Raw genomic sequence first — 22311 nt, forward strand, 5'->3', positions numbered from 1 at the left:
TCCCGATTTAATCATTTTGCAGAATTGGTGGCATTACAGCATCCATCAGCTCTAGATGCCCTTTGATCACACCCTTGAGTGCTGTAAATTGTTGGCTAATATGTCGAAGCTCAGAACTTGCGCCCTGCATCAGCATGACTTGTAATATTTTTTGTTGATCTAGCTGGATATGCAGTGAGCTAATCACTTGAGTTAAAAACTTTTGTTGCAAATCAATCAGTTGGTTTCGAAGTGGCATTTGTCCTGCATCATAAAGTAGGGTCAGAGTACCCACCATAACCTCATTGGCCTGTGCCTGTTCCGCAATCAGATGTTTATTGATCATGTCGACAATGGCTTGAGATCGACTTTCATAGTGCTGATCGACAATTTTCTGATCGAGTGCATTCAACGTTGCTTCTGGTACAGTAATGCTGATCCGAGCCAACTTTTGTTTAGCCACACAGTTATCCTTTTATCTTATTTACAGGAGTGTTTTGTTTGATATACACACCTGCTCGTACAGTGAATAAATCAACAAAAAATCTTTTAATCGAATGTGTTTTTTTGACTGTTGTTTTGACCTGATTCATAGCACAACTCCATCTCAGTATTACCAAATTAGGTTTTTGTATTACCAATATAACAATGCAGAAAATGTGCCAGTTTTTAACCAAGTTTTTGCTGGTTTTAACGTGTATTTATGGACGATTTGTGGGCAAAAACAGTGTAAATGCACAAGCATAGCGCGTAGGGTTATATGCGCTTAAAATCCAAAGTTTTTACTAATTTTATTTTAGTTGGCTAAGTATTTGTAAATTATTACAATCCATAGAGTTCTGCTTATAAAGTAAAACAAACCATACTTACAAAAAAAGGAGCATCATCATTGATGCTCCTTTGCTGACTTTTATCAGGCTACAGGTGCCAAAGTAAACAATACCTGTCCGATCTTGACGGTCTGACCTTTTTCAATGGAGATGGCTTCCACCTTCATCCGTTCAGGTGCAACAATCGGAATTTCAATTTTCATCGCTTCAATCACTGCAAGGGTTGCACCTTCTTCAACAATATCTCCAGAAGCACATTCGATTTTCCAAATTGAACCTGGCATATGTGATTCAACAGCACAACCACCTTCTGGGATACTGACTGCTTCACCATCCTCTACAGTATCTAAACTTTCAGAGACATACTCTTGTAAACCTGCAGCATGCCAACGAAGGCGCTCTGCTTTAAAATTGGCTTGTTGCCTCTGTTTAAAAGCATGAATACTGTCCTGATTTGCAGCAAGGAAATCATTGTATTCTTTTAGATTAAGCACCCCGTCTTCAATACGTAGTTGCAACCGCCCTGCTTTAAAATCTTCGCGCATCTGTAGCAATTCTGCTTCTGAAACCTCATAGAATTTAACCTGATCAAAGAAGCGTAATAACCACGGCTTGCCAGCTTCAAAATTGGCGTTTTTACGATAACGGCTCCACATTTGTGTAGTACGGCCCACAAATTGATAGCCCCCGGGACCTTCCATACCATAAACACACATATATGCCCCACCGATACCAACAGCATTTTCCGGTGTCCAAGTCCGTGCAGGGTTATATTTTGTTGTGACCAAACGCTGTCTCGGATCAAGTGGTGTGGCAACGGGTGCGCCTAAATACACATCACCCAATCCCATGACCAGATAATTGGCACTATAAACCACATCTTTTACCGCTTGCTTGGATGCTAGGCCATTGATACGACGAATAAACTCGATATTATCAGGGCACCACGGTGCATCAGGACGGACGATTTGCGTATAGCGCTCAGTCGCCAATTGGGTTTGTGAATCTTCCCATGCCAGTGGTAAATACACCGTCCGTGAAGGGACTTGCATATTGTGTATATCTAGCAGTTCCGCTTCCGCGTGTTGAAGTTTTTCCAAGAGCTCAAGTTGATCAATTTGAATTGAATCAAAATGAATCTGTAATGAACGAATCCCCGGTGTAAGATCAATAATTCCGTGGATATTCTGGTCTTTTACCCATTGCATTAAAGCATGAATACGGAAACGTAGATTTAAGTCTAAAACCAGATCACCATATTCAACTAATACATAGCTATTTCCCGCAGGTCGGTAAGTCACACTGGGTAAATGTGCTTGTCCTACGCGTGTGGCTAAAACAGCATTTTCTAATGTGTCATTTTCTGCGTGGAATACAGGATTAAAATTCACTGCATCTGTGTCAGAAGCGATAATACTTTGATGATATGTTTGATCCAAGGCTTTTGCTTGGGCATAACTCACAGGAATAAATTTAACTTTATCCCCTGCTTTAAGCTGACCAATTTTCCAAAGTTCTGAATGAATCACCACAGCTGGACAAACAAAGCCACCTAAGCTTGGACCATCAGGCCCTAAGATGATCGGCATGTCGCCTGTAAAATCAATCGCACCAATTGCGTAAGCATTGTCATGAATATTTGAAGGATGTAGACCTGCTTCACCGCCATCTTCACGTGCCCACTCTGGTTTTGGGCCAATCAAGCGAATGCCTGTACGACTGGAATTATAGTGAATCTCAAACTGGTTACTAAAGAAGTTATCTATATCGTTTTTGGTAAAGAAATCTGGTGCGCCATGCGGACCATACATCACCGCAATTTCCCAATGACGCGCAAATTTAGGGATTTGATCTGTGGCTAAACTTTTGCTTTGATCAGATGAATATTCAGTAATCGCAAGCATATCTCCAATTAATAAATTACGCCCTGCATGCCCACCAAACTGCCCCAGAGTAAAGGTTGCTTTTGATCCTAAATATTCGGGAACATGAAAGCCACCTTTGATCCCAATATAGCTTCGACATCCCGTACTCATTGTTCCACACTTTAACACCTGACCTTTTTTAACATTCACGGTTTGCCACATTGGAACCAGTACGCCATCCAGCTTAGATGGCATATCGCCGCCGGTAATCACAATTTGACTATCACAATGAAACTTTAAACTCGGGCCTTGCAGCGTACATTCCAATCCAGAAGTATTATAAGGATTACCTAAAAGTTGGTTGGCGACATTTAAACTCAAAGGATCAATCGCTCCTGATGGTGGAACACCCACATCCCAGTAACCTAAACGACCTGTAATATCCTGAATTGCGGTTTGAATGCCCGATTGTAAAACCTCAATTTTTTGGGTTTTCCATACAAATGTATTTAAGAAGCGTGTGGTTTGTGTCCCTGAATTAAACACCTCACCCGCAATAATATTTTGTAGATATTCCAAATTGGTTTCGATGCCTGCAATCTGTGTATCTGCCAGACTTGATTGCATGGCTTGAATTGCTGAACCTCGATCAGATGCTGTCACGATGATTTTGGCAAGCATGGGATCATAAAATGAAGACACATTTGAACCAGTTTCGACCCATGTTTCGACCCGTGCATTTTGATCAAATTGCACATAGGTGAGTAAGCCTGCGCTGGGTTGAAATTGTTTAATTGGATCTTCCGCATATAAACGAACTTGAATTGAATGTCCTTTTGACACTAATTTTTCAATGGGTGCTGTCCAATCTCCACTGGCCAAAGTCACCATCCATTCAACCAGATCCACGGCATAGACTTGTTCTGTCACACCATGCTCAACTTGCAGACGGGTATTCACCTCCAAGAAATAGAATTGCTCAGTTTCAGTATCCATCACAAACTCAACTGTACCTGCTGAACGATAATTCACAGATTGCATAAGTTGAATTGCGACAGTTTGAATATAGTCACGTTGCTCATCGGTTATATGCGGTGCGGGTGTTTCTTCTATGACTTTTTGATTACGACGTTGTACAGAACAATCGCGTTCCCCTAAAGCCAACACCTGCCCTTTTCCATCACCAAAAATTTGTACTTCAATATGTCGAGCATGCTGCACAAATTTTTCTAAATATAACCCTGCATCTTTAAAGTTGGCTTGAGCCAAATACGAAACGGTTTGATAAGCGTCTTTGAGTTCAGATTCGTTCCAAACTAAACGCATACCAATACCACCACCACCCGCAGTACTTTTTAACATCACAGGATAGCCAATACGTGCAGCTTCCGTGACTGCTTCTTGCTCACCAGAAAGCAAAGAACTCCCCGGCAACAACGGCACTTGGCTTTTAATCGCCAGCTCACGGGCAGTATGTTTTAGACCAAAATCCAGCATTTGACTAGAGGTTGGTCCAATAAAAGCAATACCCTGATTTTCACAGAGATCACAAAACTCCGCATTTTCAGATAAAAATCCATAACCTGGATGGATTGCTTCAGCACCTGTTTGCTTGGCAATTTCAAGAATTTTTGCAATGTTTAGATAACTTTGTTGTGCTGGTGCAGCACCAATGCAAAATGCTTCGTCGGCTAAAGTCACATGTAAAGAATCTTGATCAGCTTCTGAATAAACCGCAACTGAACCAATCCCAAGTTTTTTTAGCGTACGAATCACGCGACATGCAATTGCACCACGATTGGCAATGAGAACTTTTTTAAACATAATTATGCTCCCATACCATTATGTATCAGCAATTGAATTTTCGTTGGGTTATAGCCATTACACGGATTATTTAATTGTGGGCAATTTGAAATCAGTACGATTAAATCCATCTCAGCTTGAATTTCGACATATTTACCAGCGGCAGAGATACCATCAGCAAAGGTTAAATGTCCGTCCGAGCTGACAGGCACATTCATAAAGAAATTAATATTGGGGCCGATGTGCCGAACGTTTAACTGATGTTTTTGTGCAATGGGATGTTTGGCTAATGCATACATAAAATTATTACGGCAACTGTGCATCGGATAGGTGTCATGTGCATAGCGAACCGTATTACTTTCACATGAACAAGCACCGCCTAAGGTGTCATGACGACCGCAGTTATCATCGACAATCACTGCAATTGGGCGGCCTAAATTACTGTATAAGGTTGTCCCTTTTTCAAGGTAAACATGCTGATTAATGGCCAAAGTATCTGTTGCGCTATAACGTTCTGCTGGGTTTTCTGCTGACATAAATAAGGTATCGACGGCTTGATTGCCTTCTAAATCAACAATACGGAAATATTGGCCTTTTTTTACTTCGCCCATCCATGCTTCACCCGCAGGACAAACTTCATTTAACAAGGCTTGATCTAAAATAGGTTTTTCGATTGACGTTAAAATGCTCATGATGATTGTCCTTAAATGCGTGTGTTATTAGATGAACTCAGCGCGTAATAACGCTGGTTATTGTCAAATGCACGTTGATTTTGCGGACATGAGTCTCGACAAATATCGTTTTCCGTTAAGGGCAATGCAGTAAAAAGTCTCATTTCTATATCAGCAGGGGAATATTGCGCTGAATGATCTAAGCCATGCAGTGCAGCCGATAAGAATACAAAGCAATCCATTTCAAAACGCAGCTCAATGAATTGCCCAGTATTGTCTGAGCGGATATAAGACAAAGCACCCACATCATCTGGGGTCACTTTTGAAAATAAATTCACTGTTGCGCTGAGATCAATTTGCCCAAGTGAATATTTACTCATTTCAACCAGCAAACCATCTAAACCATTTTGAATCATTTGATTTCGGGCATCTTGGAATGTCTTTATTCCAAAAGTAGCTTGGATTTGTTCTGGACGACTTGGACCACACAAAGCGTCATTCCAGCCATGATCATCATACATAATTGAGGCCATAACCCGTCCCAAATCGGAATACAACACATGACCTTGAGTTAAAAAAGCAGTATGTTGCCCTTTTAAACTATCTGGCATATTAAAACGCTCAAGTCGATCATGGGCATTCACACAAAATAAAGAGACATTGGCATCGGCAGATAAAGCTTTAAATTGAAGTACGCTTCCTTTGGGAATGCGACCTGACCAGTGATGTCCACCGGGTAATTTTTCAGACCAAATGACCTGTTGATCATGATAATTTGTCGTATGCATAGCCACTCCTGTTCGGATAGTTTATTGACTTCCTCCCGGGCTTTTATCCCTCCGTGTAGTTCTTTCGAACCGCGAACTCTCGGTCCAGACATACTCTTTTAGACAAGTATCGGAACCCTAGATCACTTTTTATAATTTTATTTGATGCAAAGGATGTGCCAATTTGGTATTACGATTTTAGGCTTTAGTAATACCAAATTTGTGCAATAAGAGTGCATTTCAGGGCATAGAAAGCAAAAATGAGTTATTAATGATCTAAAAAATGGCGATGTGCTAAATAAAAACCCGTTCTAAATTAAAACGGTCTCTAATTGAAAGCCATCTCTAATAAAATCCTTTTTAAAAAAACGTGTCATAGAAACAACACGGCGCAAAAATATTTAGGTTCGTCGATAGGTTGACTTAGGGCATGGCAAACCTTACGCTGCAAACAAAGCCAAGCTTTGTTTTGCTCATATTCTGCTTAAGAAGTTAATTCAGGGATATAGCGAAAACACCCGATAAAAAACACGCGCTCATTTAGGCCAAAACCAGCCTGAGTAAGCGCGTGTTAAAATGATTCATCGTATTCAGCAAGCAGGTGCTACAGGATGAATCATTAATAATACGTTGCTCTTTTTTTCGAGAATTTATCCAGTTGCTTAAGAAAACCATCAAAATAATCTTTTTCTTTTTCTTCTACACGATAACCTGCATATAAAGTTCTACGTAAACCTTCAGGCGCGACACAATCTAAACGGCGAGAAACCACCCAGCCCTTCTGCTCATATTCATTGACCACCCAATCAGGCAGTGCTGCGATACCATGACCACTTGCCACAAGTTGAATCAACATTTGAGTTAAATCTGTAGTTCGAATATGTTTTGGCTGAATATTGGCAGGAATAAATAATCTCGACATGATATCCAGTCGATGCTTATCCACTGGATAGGTCACCAAGGTTTCTTCAGCCAACTCTTGTACCGTAATTTGTTTCATTCGTGCTAAAGGATGCGTGATTGAGAGCACCAATCTCGATTCATATTCAAAAATTGGAAAATACTCTACCCCTTTTAGCGCAATTGGATCTGCTGTAATTAACAAATCAAATTCACCGGTTTGTAATAACTCATGCGGATTGGCTTCAAATCCTGAGGCAAAATCCAAATCTACATCTGGGTATTGCTGACGATACTGATTCAGCAACGGCATAAGCCAATCAAAACAACTGTGGCATTCAGAAGAGAAAACGATTCGTCCCGTTTGCCCATGCACAATACGGGTAATATCAGACTGGGCAATTTGCACTTGTGGTAAGATATCATCAGCAAGTTTCAGTAAGCGTTGACCAACATTAGAAAAACTCACAGGACGTGAGCGACGATTCACCACTTCGACACCAAACCATTGATCTAACTCTCGAAGCTGGTGTGATAAGGCAGAAGGTGTTAAACACAAATCTCCTGCTGCTGCAACCAATGAACCATGTTCACGTAAAGCAGTCAGTGTTTTTAGATGTCGAAGTTCTAACATTCCATCATTACCAAATTAATATGTTAAAGGTGATCTGGCTATAGCATAACGGATTGATGGCATTTATGTTTAATTATTTTCACTTAAATTTAAAATTTGTTATTTTTATTCATTTTTAAATGATACGTAAAACATGAGGATACTTTTACTCATCCATACAATTAAATCGCTCGATTTTTGGAATGAATAAATTGTACAGTTGCATACTTCATCTATACAGCTATATAAGTTTCTTTGTGAATGAACTAAATCTGGCTTTTTAAAATATCATCCTTAAAAACTTTCAGCTTAGACTGAAAACATTTCATTGAATTCAAACACCACAAGACTTTAAAACTTTTACAATAGAAGATTATTCCTTTTTTATATTGTTTAGCATGACTCTGGAACGCCAAAAGCTCACACTCCCCCAAGGCCACGACAAATTGTTGCTGCATTCATGTTGCGCGCCGTGCTCAGGTGAAGTCATGGAAAGCTTAATTGAATCAGGCATCGACTTTTCAATTTTTTTCTATAATCCGAATATTCATCCAGTCAAAGAATATTTAATTCGTAAGGAAGAAAATATTCGATTTGCTGAGAAGCATAATATTCCATTTATTGACTGTGACTACGATACAGATAATTGGTTTGAACGTGCCAAAGGTATGGAAAATGAGCCTGAAAAAGGCATCCGCTGTACCATGTGTTTCGATATGCGTTTTGAGAGAACCGCACTCTACGCACACGAACATGGATTTAGTTTAATCAGCAGTTCATTGGGCATATCGCGTTGGAAAGATATGCAACAAATTAACGGCTGTGGAATCCGAGCTGCCGCACATTATCCACACATTGAATATTGGGATTATAACTGGCGTAAAAGTGGCGGTGCACATCGTATGATCGAAATCAGCAAACGTGAAGAATTTTACCAACAAGAATACTGTGGCTGTGTTTATTCACTGCGAGATACCAATCGCTGGCGTATGAAAAACGGTCGTGACCGAATCAAATTAGGTGAAAAGTTTTATACCAATGCGATGGACGAGGAAAATTAATTTATTCAGACTCGTCCCTTTATCACTGCTTCACATACCAGTTTTTCCAAGAGCTGGTTCCACGTACTTCTATCGGTACAGTTGGAATCAGCTGTTTTTTTAATATCTGAATTTGATCGACCTCTTCAGCCAATCGAGCTTTGACAGAGTGTATACACTCTCGATCCCCAAACTCACAACGGTCTAAATGTGTGCCACCGCATGGCCCATTTGCTAAACCTTTAGGGCAAGTTTCAGGGCAAATATATAAGGTTTCAGCCAGCCGACACTGACCACAGCTCTCACACCCGACAATAAAGTGCTTACTCAAATATTCCGCTTGTAATAGTAATTTTGCTGCAAGGGCTTTATTCCAAAAACCCGCACTAAAAATATAAGCACCCAGCCCTTTGACCAAACTAGAATTAAACATGGTACTGTGAATAGTATCTAAAAATTGATATTTCACTTTCTGATGCAAATTACTCAGCTTAGACTTTTCTACAGCAGCTGGGCGTAATTCATTGCCCGTTTTAAGCTGCCATAATTGAGTCCATAATTGTTCACATTGTTTAAGATCAAGATGTCGATACTGTTCAATATAACTAGTTAAAATCGCTTGCTCATCGGCTTTATGGCACGCAGAAAGATGCACACCAGCATAACCAATATGCTGACAAATCAAAATTTGTAAAGCACAACGTAAATAAGTATTTTCAGTTTGATCAGAATCATGTTCTTGAGCCAATACTTCAAGCATATGTGGTGTAATCACAATACCTGCGACATTATGTTTAAGCATAAATTTCGCTCGTGCTAAAGTCAGTGGCATCACACAAGCAAGAATTTTTTGTGTATAGTTTTCTTCAATTAAAAACTCATGTGCTTGTTTAAGTGCCACGAGGTCAAAGCCCAACTGGGTAATAATATAATCAGCGCCTGCTTGTAGTTTTTTATGTAATTTTAAATACTGCGCTTGTTTCTCTGCTTGGCTATATTTAAACGGATTCAAAGCAACGCCAATATGAAAGCCGCCCTGTTGTTTGGCAGCGATGACCGCATTCACCGATTCTAAATAGCGTGTTCGAGCGTGGCTACCTTGTCCATCATGATGTCGTTTTAACTTATCGCCAGTCAGTAACAATAAATTTTGCTGTCCGTGTTGTTTGGCTTGCGTTAAAAACAGATTGAAATCATGAATATCTCGGCCTTTACCTGCATAATGTAATACTTTTTCAATCTGTTGCGGATAAGATTGTGCAGCGATTAAAGGCGCAATATCGTCATCTGAACGTACTCGATCTGACAAAGTCATACATACAGGAAAGCCCGCCAGTTGTGTTGCTACAGGCAATACCTCTTGCATCGAAGGTAAATATTCTACTAAACAGCAAAATTTGTTTTGAGCAAAGTATTGGGAAAGCTGAGACATAAAAAAATTTAGATAAATACAGCAAAATAAATAGGCCTGAATTATAGAATGTTTTAAATCGAATTGCTGTAATCATAAAATGCTTTTCAAGCAGATCTCTGCATAATCGACATCATTCATTGCATCTTAATTTAAGCTTTTTTATCACTTCTCTATAGGAGCAATGGTTTTTATTACGATGGTAGAAATTAGACATAGTGTTGTTCTAAATTGAATATCTTAAGGTTTTCACTCGATTAGCCATTATTCTAATAAATCCGAGTATCTTTAATTCCAACTTTTTTATACTGAAAAAAGCGGGTATTGTTTCCAATACCCATAAAACTTAGGTCTGAGCATTAAATTCAAATAGTGAAAACAACATCTAAACTAAGCTACTGTTAATATTTAAATTTTACATTCAGACGAACCATCATAGGATCTCCCCAATTGACCAATTGTGCATTGGGTGTGGTCCCTGCCAGATACTCTCGATCAAATAAGTTTTTAATTGTTAAACCTGCGCCCCAATTCTTGGCTTCGTAACCCGCATTTACATCAAATAAGGTATAACTTGGTAAATAGACAAAATCCGTATTGCGCTGTGCTGTTCTAGAACCTTGATAACGAATTCCAGCACCGATGTTCCAACCTAATTTATCTGGGCTAAAATAATACTGGGTGGATAACGAACTGGCATTTTTAGCTACATGATTGGTCCGTTTGCCAATATCACTGGCAATCACACTTTCAGTGACTTTTGCTGTTGGGATATAGCTATAGGTTGCTGTGGCATTCCATTGATCGGTTAATGCCGCTGCGATTTCTGCTTCAAAACCTTTGGTAACTTGCTCACCTGTTTGGATTGAAAATTTTTGAGAGATATCTGTTTCAGTTACATTTTTACGGGTTAGATCATAATAGGCAATATAACCTTGTAGACGCTGATCCAGTGCTTGTAACTTAACCCCGACTTCGGTCTGTTTACCCTCTTCAGGATTCAGCAATTGACCATTTTCTCCAGCATCTGTTACAGGCATAAATGAGGTCGAATAACTGATATATGGTGCAAACATATCATTGATACGATACATCACAGATGCACTGCCCGTAAAAGCATTGTCAGAGTTTTTGCTGTTGCTATTTTTTAATACATCGTCAATTTCAACCTGAGTCCAATCATGTCGACCAGACAATCCGATAATCCAGTGGTCATCTACTTTAATTGTATTGCGTAGATAGAGACCCGTAAATTGGCTATAGGTCAATTGTTGTGTTGGCGTCCCCAATTTGGTACTGGTAATTCCATAGGCTGGATGGTCAGAATTAAAAGAATTGATGGTATCGTTTCTACGATAGTAATCACTGCGCTCTCGCATCATATCGATACCCACCATCACATCGTAATTGATCTTTCCAAAATCAAAATTACGTTGCAGGTTGCTGTCCAAGGTATAGTTGGTATCTTGCTTATCTTGATTATTTACAGCGCGTTTAATGATTGGCAGTGTGTTTGTACCTGATGCCAATATCGGATTGCCTTGGGTATCAGTTTTGGTAACCGCAAAGTTTTGTTTAAATACCCAATTATTGTCAAAGTAGTGCGCATAATTTGCACCAAGACGATAAACATCGATATCATAACCATGATCAGGTTCACCAAAGAATAGACTTGAAGGGTATTTTTTATAATCGCCTTTGCTATAAGGAATGCCCTGTTGACGGATGTATTCACGGTGTTGATAACTGGCAATGACGGATAAATCATCTTTATCGCCTAGATCAAAATTGTAAGATGGAGCAATATATTGATTTTTAAAATAAACATGGTCAGTCGGGTCATCTTGATCAGAGACCCGTCCTACAATACGAAAAGCGCCTTTTGCACGATTGTCAGGGGCATAATTTAGGTCAAATGTACCTTCTTTTAAAGCATAGCTTCCATAACTTAATGTGCCTTTGTAAGCGGTTTCTGCTTGTGGTCGTTTGGTGGTTAAATTGACTAAGCCCCCTGGCAGCGCCAAACCAAAACCAACTGAGGTTGGCCCTTTGACCACTTCAATAGACTCCAAGCCTGAAATATCTTCCGCTCGTAAAACATTATCCGATGCTTGGATACGCAACCCATCAATATAAGTTTGTGAACTGGATATTTGTCCACGAATAATAAAGTCATCCCAGCCTCTTCGTCCATATTGACCAGAGGTCACGCCTGCCACACCTTCTAAAGCTTCTGCTACTGTTTTTGCTTGCTTTTGTTCAATTTGCTGATTGGTGATCGCACTAATCGACTGAGCTGTTTCAAATAAAGGTGCTTTAGATCGCAATACCGCGCTTGCTGTTTTTGCTGCATAGGCTTTTTTATCACTGTCTGCTTGTACGGTAATTGTTGGCAATTTATTGCTTACAGCATTTTGCGTTATCTCTGATTCTGACTCAGCATGAGCGGTGGATAGCATGATGGCAAAAACTGAAAATGCGAGGGAGGATTTATTAAACTGCATTAAACAATGACCTAAAAACTTGAAGCATAATTATAATCATTTTCATTTATATTTATCACTATTTTTTACACTTTCCTTTCACTGATATATGTTTGAAAAGCAACATGCTTTAAATAAAACGTGTTTTTTCTAATGATTCGACTGTATCAATCAGGTCACTGATAAGTTAGGCTTATTTTTATAACGTTCAGTCAAAAATCAAAAATACAGTTTATCTAGATGTTTTATTTTGCAGATGCCCCATATATTGAGTCGGGCTTAAACCTAGAACTCGGTGAAACATGGTGGTGAATGCAGCAGGATTTTTAAAGCCAAAATCATAAGCAATTTTCTGGATCGGCTGATTTTGGAGCAATTTTTCAAGACTTAACAGTACACAAGCATGTTGTCGCCATTTTGAAAAAGACATCCCGACTTCACTTTTAAACAGCCGACTAAAATGCCGTTCGCTGATATAAAGTTGTATCGCAATTTCTTCAGGTGATAAATGAATATTTGGCTGCTTTAAGAACTTTTGGCAAATTTCTAACATGGCTTTATCTTCTGGTAAAGGTAAATGCAGTTCAATTGTTTCAGAAATTTCCAGCTCGGTTAAAATCAATTCTTGAATCAGCTCATCATGTCTTGAAAGCGGTTCATTTAACTCTGGTGCTTTTAAGAGTAATTGTCGAAGCAAAGGCGAAATTGACAGAACTTCACAGCATTCAATCTGCCTAGGGACGTATTCAGGAAGAATATACAAACTACAGGTTTTAACATTAAACAAAGTCAATTGATGCGGAACTTGTGGTGGAATCCAAACTGCCCTTTCTGGAGGAATGATCCAGTTTCCTTGTGGTGTTTCAACATGCATCACGCCCTGAGCTGCATAGAGTAATTGTGCTCGTTTATGGCTGTGCATCTTCAACACATAGTACTCAGCGTACTGCGTTTCTATCGCAATCATTTTATGTTTTAAATGCTCAACACTATGAATCGAGATTTGTTTCATATCTGTGTCTGATTTGAGTAATTAAATGCGGAATATAACAAATTTTACTGATTGGGAAATCCTTAAACTGGTATTTATTTTCAAAGATCTATGCTTATGGACCTCTATCTTATTTTATTGGTTGCAGGATTTGTCAGTGGCATACTCACCATATTATTTGGTTTTGCTGGGGGCTTTGTGGTGGTTCCCTTGGTTTATTCGACAATCCGTATGCAATATCCAATTCATTCTACCGCCTATGATTTAGCTTTTAAAAGTGCTGTTGCCACCTCATTGTTATTGATGGTGATCAACTCAGGATTGGCAAGCTATCAGCAATATAAACAGCGAAAAATACACACGCAGTACTTATTCCCCATCGCTTATTGGATTGCTGCTGGTGCAATTTTAGGCACTTTGATCGCCCTGAATACTTCATCACATCTGTTAAAATGGGCTTTTGCACTCTATTTGTGTTTTACAATTTTTGATTGTCTGATTCGTCAATTCAGACAGCCCCACTCAAATGCTCAAACAGTAAGATTACTCACCAAAACAGAGCAAGGCTTAGGCGGAATATTCATCGGTGGGATAGCTGCTGCTTTGGGTGTCGGAGGCAGTGTGATGACTGTTCCCCTGTTCCGTCGTTGTGGTTTGGATATGTCTTCATCGGTTGCCCTTGCCAATCCTTTGAGTATGCCAGTTGCGCTTGCAGGTTGCTTCACCTTGATCATTGGACAATTCATTCAACCCCAACATTTAGGCACGCATTTTATTGGTTATTTTTATTACCCTGCTTTAATTGCGTTGATTATAGGGGGCTTTTTAGGCATGAAACTTTCGATAAAGTGGATAGGGAAATTGTCTAATCAGCTGCATGAACGTGGTTATATCCTATTACTCACGCTGGTTTTGATCAGTATTTTATTTCAATAACCAAGACTGGCAGCTTAAAGACTTAATGCTTACCTGTTAACAATCCAACTGAAAACCAAGCCATATATCGTTTTAACACTGCAACTGTTAAATTTGATAGATGTTGCAATCGAACGCCTCGTGCTCAAAATTATATGATTTTAGAGATTTAAATTTATGCTGATGAGTTAATTAAAAAAAGCGAAAAGTGAATTTAATGGTTAAATTAAATTTACTTTTCGCCATGTCATTCTTTCATTTTGTGTGGTTGGTGCAGATACATTAGAATTTCTGAGAAATACTTACCTTATAATCTCGACCTGTACCTGTCATATATTCACCCAAATACATTTTGTAATCACGATTAAATAAATTATCAATCGAGAAATTCAGCGTAGGCCCTTTTGCACCGATTGGCTGCCAGTCTGCATAAACACTATGTAGTGAATAGCCTTTGGTTTTAGGTAATGAAAATGAAGATGCCGCAATTGACTTATCATTGTCAGAAAGGCTTCGGTCTTGCGCAGCTACAAATATCCCTCTCCACCCCATAGTTAAGTAATGTTCAGGCACGTTTACCCCTAAAGTCGCCGTGGCTTTTTTCGGTGGGATATTGGTCATCCATGTTTTTTGATCAAACCATGGATTTACCGGGGAATTATCACGTTGCCCGCGAATATAGGAATAAGTTAAACCTGCGAACCAAGTTGGCTGGTTATAAAAGGCTTCGGCTTCATAGGCTTTGATGGTGTAATCAGTCACATTACGATAAAAACCATGATCATAGTTGCCTTTACAATCCGCTACGCTACCCGAGCCATTGTTGGTATTGTTTTCTGCTTGTGCTCGACAGAATGTTGAACGATTACGAAATATCTCATCACTACCCCGATTATGATGATAAGTTAAACGAACTTGCAGATGATCTTCATTGCTAAACACATCATCAAAATTCATCTCATTTCCGACACGAATCGCCAACATTTTTTCAGGCAGTAGATAACGACTAGTCGAGGGAACAGTGGTCGCTGCGGATTGCACATAATATTGTTCATCAACACGAGGCGCACGCCAAGTTTTACTCACATTTGCAAACCAAGTCATATAGTCCGCCTGTTTCCAAGACATCGCTAAACGTGGAGACCAGCCAGTATAAGTTTTACTAGAATAATCATGTCCAGCAGTTGGATCATTAAATCGTGATGCACGATTTGGCTTGCCGTTATTTTCGATATGATCATAGCGTAGCGATGGTGTAATGACGAAATTATTAATCTGATATTGATCTTCAACAAATGCACTGAGCATTTGTTGATCGCCAGCAGGCATATAGTTCGGTTCGTAATAACCAAAATTATAATCTGGCTTTTTGGCATTGTTCTTGTCATATATCAGCGAATTTTGTTCCATTTTCTGATATTGCGCGCCAACTTTTAATTTATGCGTCCCCAAATTTGTTGGAATGTCGCTGATATTATTTATTTTCAATGCAGTATTGGTATAAGTCACCCAACTTTCGTTGCCTAACAGTGCCGCTGAACCGTTTACACTTGGCAAGCGTTGATCATGCTGATAAGTCTTTGAATAGGATGCGACCGCTTTTAAATTTAGATATGGATTAGCGTCAGGGTTGAACTCATAACTTGCTGAGTAACTGGTATCTTCTTGATCACGATCCACCAAACGGCGCTTCCAAGCCTCTTCATAGCCATATTTGGCAATATCTGCTTCAGTTGGTACTGCATCCTGATCACGCATAGCAGCAAAAGGTTCCCAGCCCTCATGCCCACTTTGCATCGCATTTAAAGAAATTTTATGACCATCTGCTGGATAAAAATTCAGTTTGGCTAAATAGGTTTCTTGCTCTTGCCCAGAATATAAAAACTGACTGCCATCTGGGCGCTTTACATTTCCACTATCGCGATTGGTATAGTAAAACAGACCATCGACCAATCCATTCTCTGCTTTACCATATACTGCACCAGTATAAGTATTTTGGCTGTTATTGGAAAAACGTGAATATTTTAAAAATGCACCAATATTTTTATCAGCGTCCAGTAGATCAGTGGCATCTTTGGTTTCAAGTGTGACCTTACCGCCAAAACCGCCATTTCCGACTTCAACATTATGCGGTCCTTTATCCACCGTGATTTTCTTTAAAATTTCTGGCTCAATAAAGACTGAACCCTGTCGATATTTGTCAAACGTTTTAACAGAATCGTCTAAGGTAATGGGAACATCTGCTACACCACCCATCCCTAAAATATTAATCGTTTGCCCCCCCGGGCGTGGAGATCCGGCTGAACCAACACTGGGCATATGATCCAGTAATTGTGCAACATTATTTGCCTGATAACGATCAATCGCCTTTTGATTCAGTACGCTTTGGCCAAATTGTATAGTGTCTTTTTTTATGGCTTCTACCACAATCGGTGTCATCTGATAAATTTGGTTTTCATCAGTACGGGCATTTGAACTTGTTGTTTTTCCTGTTGTTGTATTCGCTGTATTAACTACTGGGATTTGTACAGTAACGGGCTTTTCAACTAACAGATAACCTGCTGAGGTTTTTTGAATCTGAAATGGCGTATTTTGCACCAATAACGCAAAAAACTGGTCTAAGCTATATTTACCCTGAATCGTCTTCACCCGATAACGATTAGTTTTTTCTGGATCTAATAATAAAGATACGTTGGCTTGCTGTGCCAAACTATTTAAAGCTTGGGTAAGTGAACCGCTTTGCACTTGATAAAAAGTTACTGGTAAAGTGTTATTTGCATGCGTTTGCATACTCATTGCACCCATAGAAAGTGCGATTGCAACAGCCAAAGCAACAGGCTTTATTGCTGTCTGATATAAAGATTGAGACATTCTTTACTCACCCAAGGTTAAATGATAATCATTAACTTCATTCAGTTAAAATAATCTGTGTTTTCATGCGTTCTAAGTTATATGACGAAGCAGACAGAAAAAAACCGCAATGAACTGCAGTTTTATTTAATTTTCTCAATCTGCAACAAACAAACTATTCCCTGTTGAAACCATCAGACAAAAATTAATTATAGTGCAATGTATAATTTACTCTCGCTGTGACATTCTGAGCATCGACAATCCCTGTTTTGGAAATATAGTTGACTTGATAACTTACGTGGACGGCCTGACTATGGCCATAAACAGCGTTTCTTCCCTGAGTATTCCAGGGCTGAGAAAGATTCACAGGTACATTGCCACCCGAAACACTTAATTGAATAAAAACAGGGTTTTTAACAGAAGCACCTGTGGCTTTATTGATCAACAAAGTCTTATCCGATTCATCTAAGTCAGTTGCTGAAATTGGACTGAGATGAATACCTTTAAAGGCTATATTTTGTGCCTCATCACAGTAATCACCCGCACCATTTACTAAGTCCAGAAAAATATTTGTGCGCCCTTGTAACGTATTTGTAGCAGTAAAGCTTGATTTAGGCACAGCGGCCATCGGAATAATTATATTTTTCATGCCAGTTCCTGGATGAATTTTAGTAGGTCGTAAAGTACATGTTCCATCAGTCACAGCACCATTCACTGTAATTTTTCCATCTACAGCAAACACATGACTACTTGCCAAAAGTAAAGCCCACATAGCCAATGTAGGTAGAGTAAATTTCTTCATTGAATTCACCTTACGAAGTTGTATTATTTTTAACTGCTTTATCAACAACAAACATACTGTTCCCTGTTGAAACCATCAGACAAAAATTAATTATAATGAATGTTATAATTTACAGTCGCTGTGACACTTTGAGCATCGACAATCCCAGTCTTGGAAACATACGTAACAAGATAATTTATAATTGTATCTTGCTGCGGAATAGGCGTGGTTGCTGGAGAGTACGCCTGAGTTCCCCAAGGTGCAGAAAGGTCGACAGCTGCTCCCTGCCAAGTGGTTAGTCGAATAAATATAGGATTTGTAGCAGAGGCGCCTATAGCTTGATTGACCAATAAGGTCTTATCCGTTTCATCTAAGTCTGTTGCTGAAATTGCACGGAGATGGATACCTTTAAAAGCTTTAGTTGTTGCTGCATCACATTTACCACCCGCAGAATTTGTTAACTTTGCAAAAAAATATGCACCAGCTTGCTGTGGGGTACTGGGAGCAAACCCAGATTTAGGTACATCTTGTAAGTGCATTGTTAGATCTTTCTTACCACTTGCCATTACATTGTAAGCTTGTAATGTACAGGTTTGGTCAACCACGACACCATTCACTGTAATTTTTCCATCTACAGCAAACACATGACCACTTACCAAAAGTAAAGCCCAAATAGCCAACGGGGGTAGAGTAAGTTTCTTCATTGAATTAACCTTACGAAGTTATAATTATTTTTAACTGGCTTAATCAACAACAAACATATTGTTCCCTGTTGAAATCATCAGACAAAAATTAATTATAGTGAATGTTATAATTTACAGTCGCTGTGACATTTTGAGCATCGACAATTCCAGTTTTAGAAACATACTCAACTTGATAACTTACGAAAGAGAAATCTTCCTTATCGCCATAAATCATACTTTTTGCCTGAACTCCCCACGGTGCAGTAAAATCCACAACATTTCTATGATCCGCGAACATTTGAATAAAAACAGGATTTTTAACAGAAGCACCGCTTGCACCTGTAGCTTTATTGACCAATAAAGTCTTATCCATTGCATCCAAGTCAGTTGCAGAAATTGGAGTGAGATGGATACCCTTAAAGGATTTATTATGTGCCACATCACAGTACGCGCCCGTACCATTTACCAAGAACAGAAAAAAATTTGTGGAGCCTTGACTTGTATTTGTAGGTGTAAAGCTTGATTTAGTGATAGCCTTCAACGGAATAATAATATCCTTAATGCCAGATCCCACACCAAGTTGAGGTTGGATCGTACACGTTCCGTCAGTCACAGCACCATTTACCGTAATTTTCCCGTTGACAGCAAACACACTATTACTTCCCAAACTTAAAGTCCAAACACTCAATATGGGGAGAATAAGTCTCTTCATAGAATTAACCTCATGAAGTTTAAAACAATATTACTTTATCCAAATTACAAAAAAATAAACCCCACATAAACAAACACATTTAAATATATACACCCCCTGCTTCCATTTATTTAAATTGCCTATTTATTTTAAAATCTGTTTATTTTAAGCATAAACTTGTTTTAAAATCCAGCTATTCAAAATTTATTTTTATTTTAAATTTCAACCAATTTTTAAAAAACCACCACCCCCACAACAATATATTCTCACCACAATATCTCCCAAGTTAACTTTTTATCATGCACATACATTAAAAAAATAAATAAATTATTTTAATTGTTTTTATTCAATAACTTATAAATTAAATCAATAAAGTTATAATCAATATTTTATTTTAAAACAGAATTTAATGATCTAAAAATATAACCAAACATAAATAAATTATTTAAAAAAACTCTATTAAATTAGGCTAAAATAACATTTTTGTTATTTTGAAGTAATATAAATCACATAATTACCAAGTTTAGTAATTTTAATTGGATAATGACTAACCAATAAACGCAGGGTTTGATCTAAATCCTGTTGCGCATTAATCACACCACTGACTTTATAATCTTTTAAAGTAGAGTGATTAAAAATTAAATATTGATGATGATAACGACTTAAGTTTGTGAGTAAATCAGGCAAAGGAAGTTGATCTGCCAATATCTGATGCTTATCCCAAGCAAACTCTGTCGATGCAATATCAAGTTTAGATATTGGACTCAAACCAAGTGGATTAGCGGTAATTTTTTCACCCTGCTTGACTACTTTTGATTGATGATCCTTGCCCAAGGAACGAGTTTCAACTTTAGAATGCAGCATATTTAACACGCTGCTGTTTGAGTATTGATAAACGATAAATCGAGTACCGAGCGCTTTAAAATCTGCTTGAGGTGTATGAATGATTAACGGTCGTTGAGGGTCTTTGGCAACATCAATATACATGTCCCCTTGAACTAAATTGATTTGTCGTTTTTCAGAACTAAAATCTAGTTTAATTGCAGATTTTGCACCTAAAGTCACTTTGGAACCATCTTGCAAGGTGATTGAATGTATTTGGCCAACTTCAGTTTTAAAATCAGCAGTATGGTACGACAGCATCGTTGAATCACTGGCTAAATAGATTACACCGCCTACCCCTACAAAGAACAGCAAGGTTTTACTCAGCATTTGTAAAATATGTTTTTTACTTTGCTGGCTGAGTTTCATTGAATTTCGAACACTTGGCTAGATATGCCATGTGTTGTTGAAAATTGCTGCATCGTTTGTGAGAAACTAAGCATTTGATCGAGTTGATCATGATGTTCAGGGTACTTGTTTCTCCACGCTTCAAACTCGATTTGAGCTTGTTGACGTTCATGTAAATTATCGGTATTTAAACGAACAATCCATAAAGCCATCTCTTTTTGTAGTTGTTTAGCGTTCATCTTGCTCTAGCTCAAGCAGATTGTTTTTCGCCTCATAACATAACTGTAAACAGTCAGCTAAATATAGCTGTGTCGTGCGTAAAGATTTACCAATCTCAGTCGCAATTTCACTCTGACTATAACCTTCAAAGTAATACATAATAAAAGCTTTTCGAGTCAGTGCTGTCGTACCCTGCAAAGCAACAGTGAGAAAATCTAAGATGAGTACTGCTTCTTCAATTTGATTTGAAGATAATAAAATATCCTGATCATCAGCATGCTGTTTTAGGGTTTCTAAATAATTCTGCTCTAAAATATAACGACGATGTTTATCAATAAGTAAGTGTTTAGCAACATTCACCAAATATGCACGCGGTTCTTGAATAGAAAAAAGCTGTTGAGTTTGTAGCAATTTTACAAAAGTATCTTGAACCAAATCCGCTGCAGTAAAGGGATAGCGGACTCGCGAGTTCAACCAGTGTCTCAACCAATCATGATGATCCAAATACATGTCTTGCAATATCTGCTGCCGTGAGGGTGTGGGGAGAATTGGAACCATAAAATTAAATTTAAAAACCCTAAACAATAATAATTATCGTTTACATTCCATGATTTGTAAATGCTCTCTGAAGGAACTTTTTTTGTAAGGTCTTTTGCATGTTTTTCTCCTTCCATTCGTCATCTCTTATATACCGCCTTTTAAATCAGAGAATGGAATGAATCAAGCACTGATCAATGAACCAAACGCTCAGCAACAACTTAGTTTGTCAATGCGTCTAAAATTACAAACTGCAGATGAGCATGAAAGAATGCATAAGCTGATGGCACAAGCAGATGTATTTTCAAGTTTAGAAAAATATGCTTTATTCACATTGTCTCAGTATTATTTTCAATTAGAAATCGAACATTTATTTCAACAAGATCAAGTAGCTTCATATATAACTGATATTGATATTCGTGGCCGCTCTGCTCAGGCGTTACTCGATCTGCAAGATTTAGGTATTCAGCCTCAAGGTCAAACTTTAGAAAGCTTAAATGTGACTTTCCCTGCTGCCCTAGGTTGGATTTACGTTTCAGAAGGATCAACATTGGGAGCTGCATTTTTATTTAAACAAGCTCAGCAACATTTAGGGCTCAGTGCGGAAAAAGGCGCTCGCAATTTGTCTGCTTATCCTGAAGGGCGAGCTAAGGTTTGGAAACGATTTGTTCAAGCTCTAGATCAAGCTCGACTCAGCCCAAGCCAGAAAGATGAAGTTATTCAAGGTGCGCTTGATGCATTTGAATATTTTGGCAATGCGTTAATCAATTTAGAACAACTTCATTAGTTCTGTTGCAGAACAGTGAATTGATCTGATGGTAGAAGCTTGTACAGCCACCTATTACAGTGAAAAGTTTAAATTTGATTGGCATAAACAATAGATCTTTCATAAATAAAAATATGATTATATGGCGTGAATCGTATTGGTATTGAAAGTCCCTTCTCCCTTCGAGAGTAAATCAAATAAAAATTGAGCTAACATTTCATGATAGACGGATGTTGCTTCCATTAAGGCTCTAGTTTCTTCAGCAACAAGACCAAAACGATTTAAC

Annotated in this window: 19 protein-coding genes and 1 riboswitch; of the genes, 3 read left to right on the forward strand and 16 right to left on the reverse strand. The window is 38.5% G+C overall.

Features of this window, described 5'->3' with window-relative positions; all coding sequences use genetic code 11:
- Positions 1-7 precede the first annotated feature (7 nt).
- From ACG9ZL_RS14500 to ACG9ZL_RS14525, 6 genes are all read right to left on the reverse strand, one after another.
- On the reverse strand, positions 8-442 hold the full coding sequence (locus tag ACG9ZL_RS14500; RefSeq protein WP_336954051.1) for a CopG family ribbon-helix-helix protein: 435 nt from the start codon (positions 440-442) through the stop codon (positions 8-10).
- A gap of 4 nt (positions 443-446) precedes the next feature.
- A complete protein-coding gene (locus tag ACG9ZL_RS14505; RefSeq protein ID WP_419360523.1) occupies positions 447-572 on the reverse strand; it encodes a hypothetical protein in 126 nt (41 codons plus the stop codon).
- A gap of 320 nt (positions 573-892) precedes the next feature.
- Positions 893-4498, reverse strand: coding sequence for an urea carboxylase (gene uca / locus ACG9ZL_RS14510; protein ID WP_419360525.1), 3606 nt, complete (start codon positions 4496-4498; stop codon positions 893-895).
- Positions 4499-4500: 2 nt separating this feature from the next.
- Positions 4501-5169, reverse strand: a complete 669-nt coding sequence (locus ACG9ZL_RS14515; protein ID WP_419312842.1) for an urea amidolyase associated protein UAAP2 — start codon at positions 5167-5169, stop codon at positions 4501-4503.
- A gap of 11 nt (positions 5170-5180) precedes the next feature.
- Complete coding sequence (locus ACG9ZL_RS14520) at positions 5181-5936, reverse strand: urea amidolyase associated protein UAAP1 (protein ID WP_419360527.1); 756 nt, start codon at positions 5934-5936, stop codon at positions 5181-5183.
- Between the two features lie 30 nt (positions 5937-5966).
- A riboswitch (guanidine-I (ykkC/yxkD leader) is annotated at positions 5967-6068 on the reverse strand.
- Between the two features lie 466 nt (positions 6069-6534).
- Positions 6535-7449 (reverse strand): LysR family transcriptional regulator, encoded by a 915-nt coding sequence (locus ACG9ZL_RS14525; protein WP_336954055.1) that lies wholly within the window; start codon positions 7447-7449, stop codon positions 6535-6537.
- 377 nt (positions 7450-7826) lie between these two features.
- Here ACG9ZL_RS14525 and ACG9ZL_RS14530 point away from each other — a divergent pair, with 377 nt between their 5' ends.
- Positions 7827-8489, forward strand: coding sequence for an epoxyqueuosine reductase QueH (locus ACG9ZL_RS14530; RefSeq protein ID WP_419327826.1), 663 nt, complete (start codon positions 7827-7829; stop codon positions 8487-8489).
- A 22-nt stretch (positions 8490-8511) separates the two neighbouring features.
- Here ACG9ZL_RS14530 and ACG9ZL_RS14535 read toward each other — a convergent pair whose 3' ends face one another.
- The 3 genes from ACG9ZL_RS14535 to ACG9ZL_RS14545 form a co-directional block, all read right to left on the reverse strand.
- Positions 8512-9900 carry a methylenetetrahydrofolate reductase C-terminal domain-containing protein gene (locus tag ACG9ZL_RS14535; RefSeq protein WP_419360529.1) on the reverse strand — a complete coding sequence of 463 codons (1389 nt, stop codon included), beginning with the start codon at positions 9898-9900 and terminating at the stop codon, positions 8512-8514.
- Positions 9901-10280: 380 nt separating this feature from the next.
- Positions 10281-12383 (reverse strand): TonB-dependent siderophore receptor, encoded by a 2103-nt coding sequence (locus ACG9ZL_RS14540; RefSeq protein ID WP_336954058.1) that lies wholly within the window; start codon positions 12381-12383, stop codon positions 10281-10283.
- Positions 12384-12594: 211 nt separating this feature from the next.
- Entirely contained in the window at positions 12595-13374 is a 780-nt protein-coding gene (locus ACG9ZL_RS14545; protein ID WP_419360530.1) for an AraC family transcriptional regulator, read from the reverse strand.
- Between the two features lie 96 nt (positions 13375-13470).
- Here ACG9ZL_RS14545 and ACG9ZL_RS14550 point away from each other — a divergent pair, with 96 nt between their 5' ends.
- A complete protein-coding gene (locus ACG9ZL_RS14550) occupies positions 13471-14289 on the forward strand; it encodes a sulfite exporter TauE/SafE family protein (protein WP_419360532.1) in 819 nt (272 codons plus the stop codon).
- A gap of 261 nt (positions 14290-14550) precedes the next feature.
- Here the strand turns inward: ACG9ZL_RS14550 and ACG9ZL_RS14555 are convergent, their stop codons facing one another.
- The 7 genes from ACG9ZL_RS14555 to ACG9ZL_RS14585 all read right to left on the reverse strand — a co-directional run bounded on the left by ACG9ZL_RS14555 (position 14551) and on the right by ACG9ZL_RS14585 (position 21280).
- Positions 14551-17139, reverse strand: a complete 2589-nt coding sequence (locus tag ACG9ZL_RS14555; protein WP_419360534.1) for a TonB-dependent hemoglobin/transferrin/lactoferrin family receptor — start codon at positions 17137-17139, stop codon at positions 14551-14553.
- A 184-nt stretch (positions 17140-17323) separates the two neighbouring features.
- Positions 17324-17920, reverse strand: a complete 597-nt coding sequence (locus ACG9ZL_RS14560; RefSeq protein ID WP_336954062.1) for a fimbrial protein — start codon at positions 17918-17920, stop codon at positions 17324-17326.
- An 86-nt stretch (positions 17921-18006) separates the two neighbouring features.
- Positions 18007-18603: a fimbrial protein gene (locus ACG9ZL_RS14565; protein WP_419360536.1), complete on the reverse strand. Its 597-nt coding sequence runs from the start codon at positions 18601-18603 to the stop codon at positions 18007-18009.
- A gap of 88 nt (positions 18604-18691) precedes the next feature.
- Entirely contained in the window at positions 18692-19294 is a 603-nt protein-coding gene (locus ACG9ZL_RS14570; RefSeq protein WP_419360538.1) for a fimbrial protein, read from the reverse strand.
- 465 nt (positions 19295-19759) lie between these two features.
- Positions 19760-20524 (reverse strand): FecR family protein, encoded by a 765-nt coding sequence (locus ACG9ZL_RS14575; RefSeq protein WP_419360539.1) that lies wholly within the window; start codon positions 20522-20524, stop codon positions 19760-19762.
- Entirely contained in the window at positions 20521-20742 is a 222-nt protein-coding gene (locus ACG9ZL_RS14580; RefSeq protein WP_419360540.1) for a hypothetical protein, read from the reverse strand. Before ACG9ZL_RS14580 ends, ACG9ZL_RS14575 begins: the two co-directional genes overlap by 4 nt.
- Positions 20732-21280, reverse strand: coding sequence for a sigma-70 family RNA polymerase sigma factor (locus ACG9ZL_RS14585; protein ID WP_336954066.1), 549 nt, complete (start codon positions 21278-21280; stop codon positions 20732-20734). The genes ACG9ZL_RS14580 and ACG9ZL_RS14585 overlap by 11 nt, the downstream gene beginning before the upstream one ends.
- 157 nt (positions 21281-21437) lie before the next feature.
- On the opposite strand from ACG9ZL_RS14585, the gene ACG9ZL_RS14590 reads away from it, so the two are divergent.
- Positions 21438-22046 carry a biliverdin-producing heme oxygenase gene (locus ACG9ZL_RS14590; protein ID WP_336954068.1) on the forward strand — a complete coding sequence of 203 codons (609 nt, stop codon included), beginning with the start codon at positions 21438-21440 and terminating at the stop codon, positions 22044-22046.
- Positions 22047-22311 lie beyond the last annotated feature (265 nt).

The organism is Acinetobacter legionensis (assembly GCF_048551735.1).
GTDB lineage: Bacteria > Pseudomonadota > Gammaproteobacteria > Pseudomonadales > Moraxellaceae > Acinetobacter.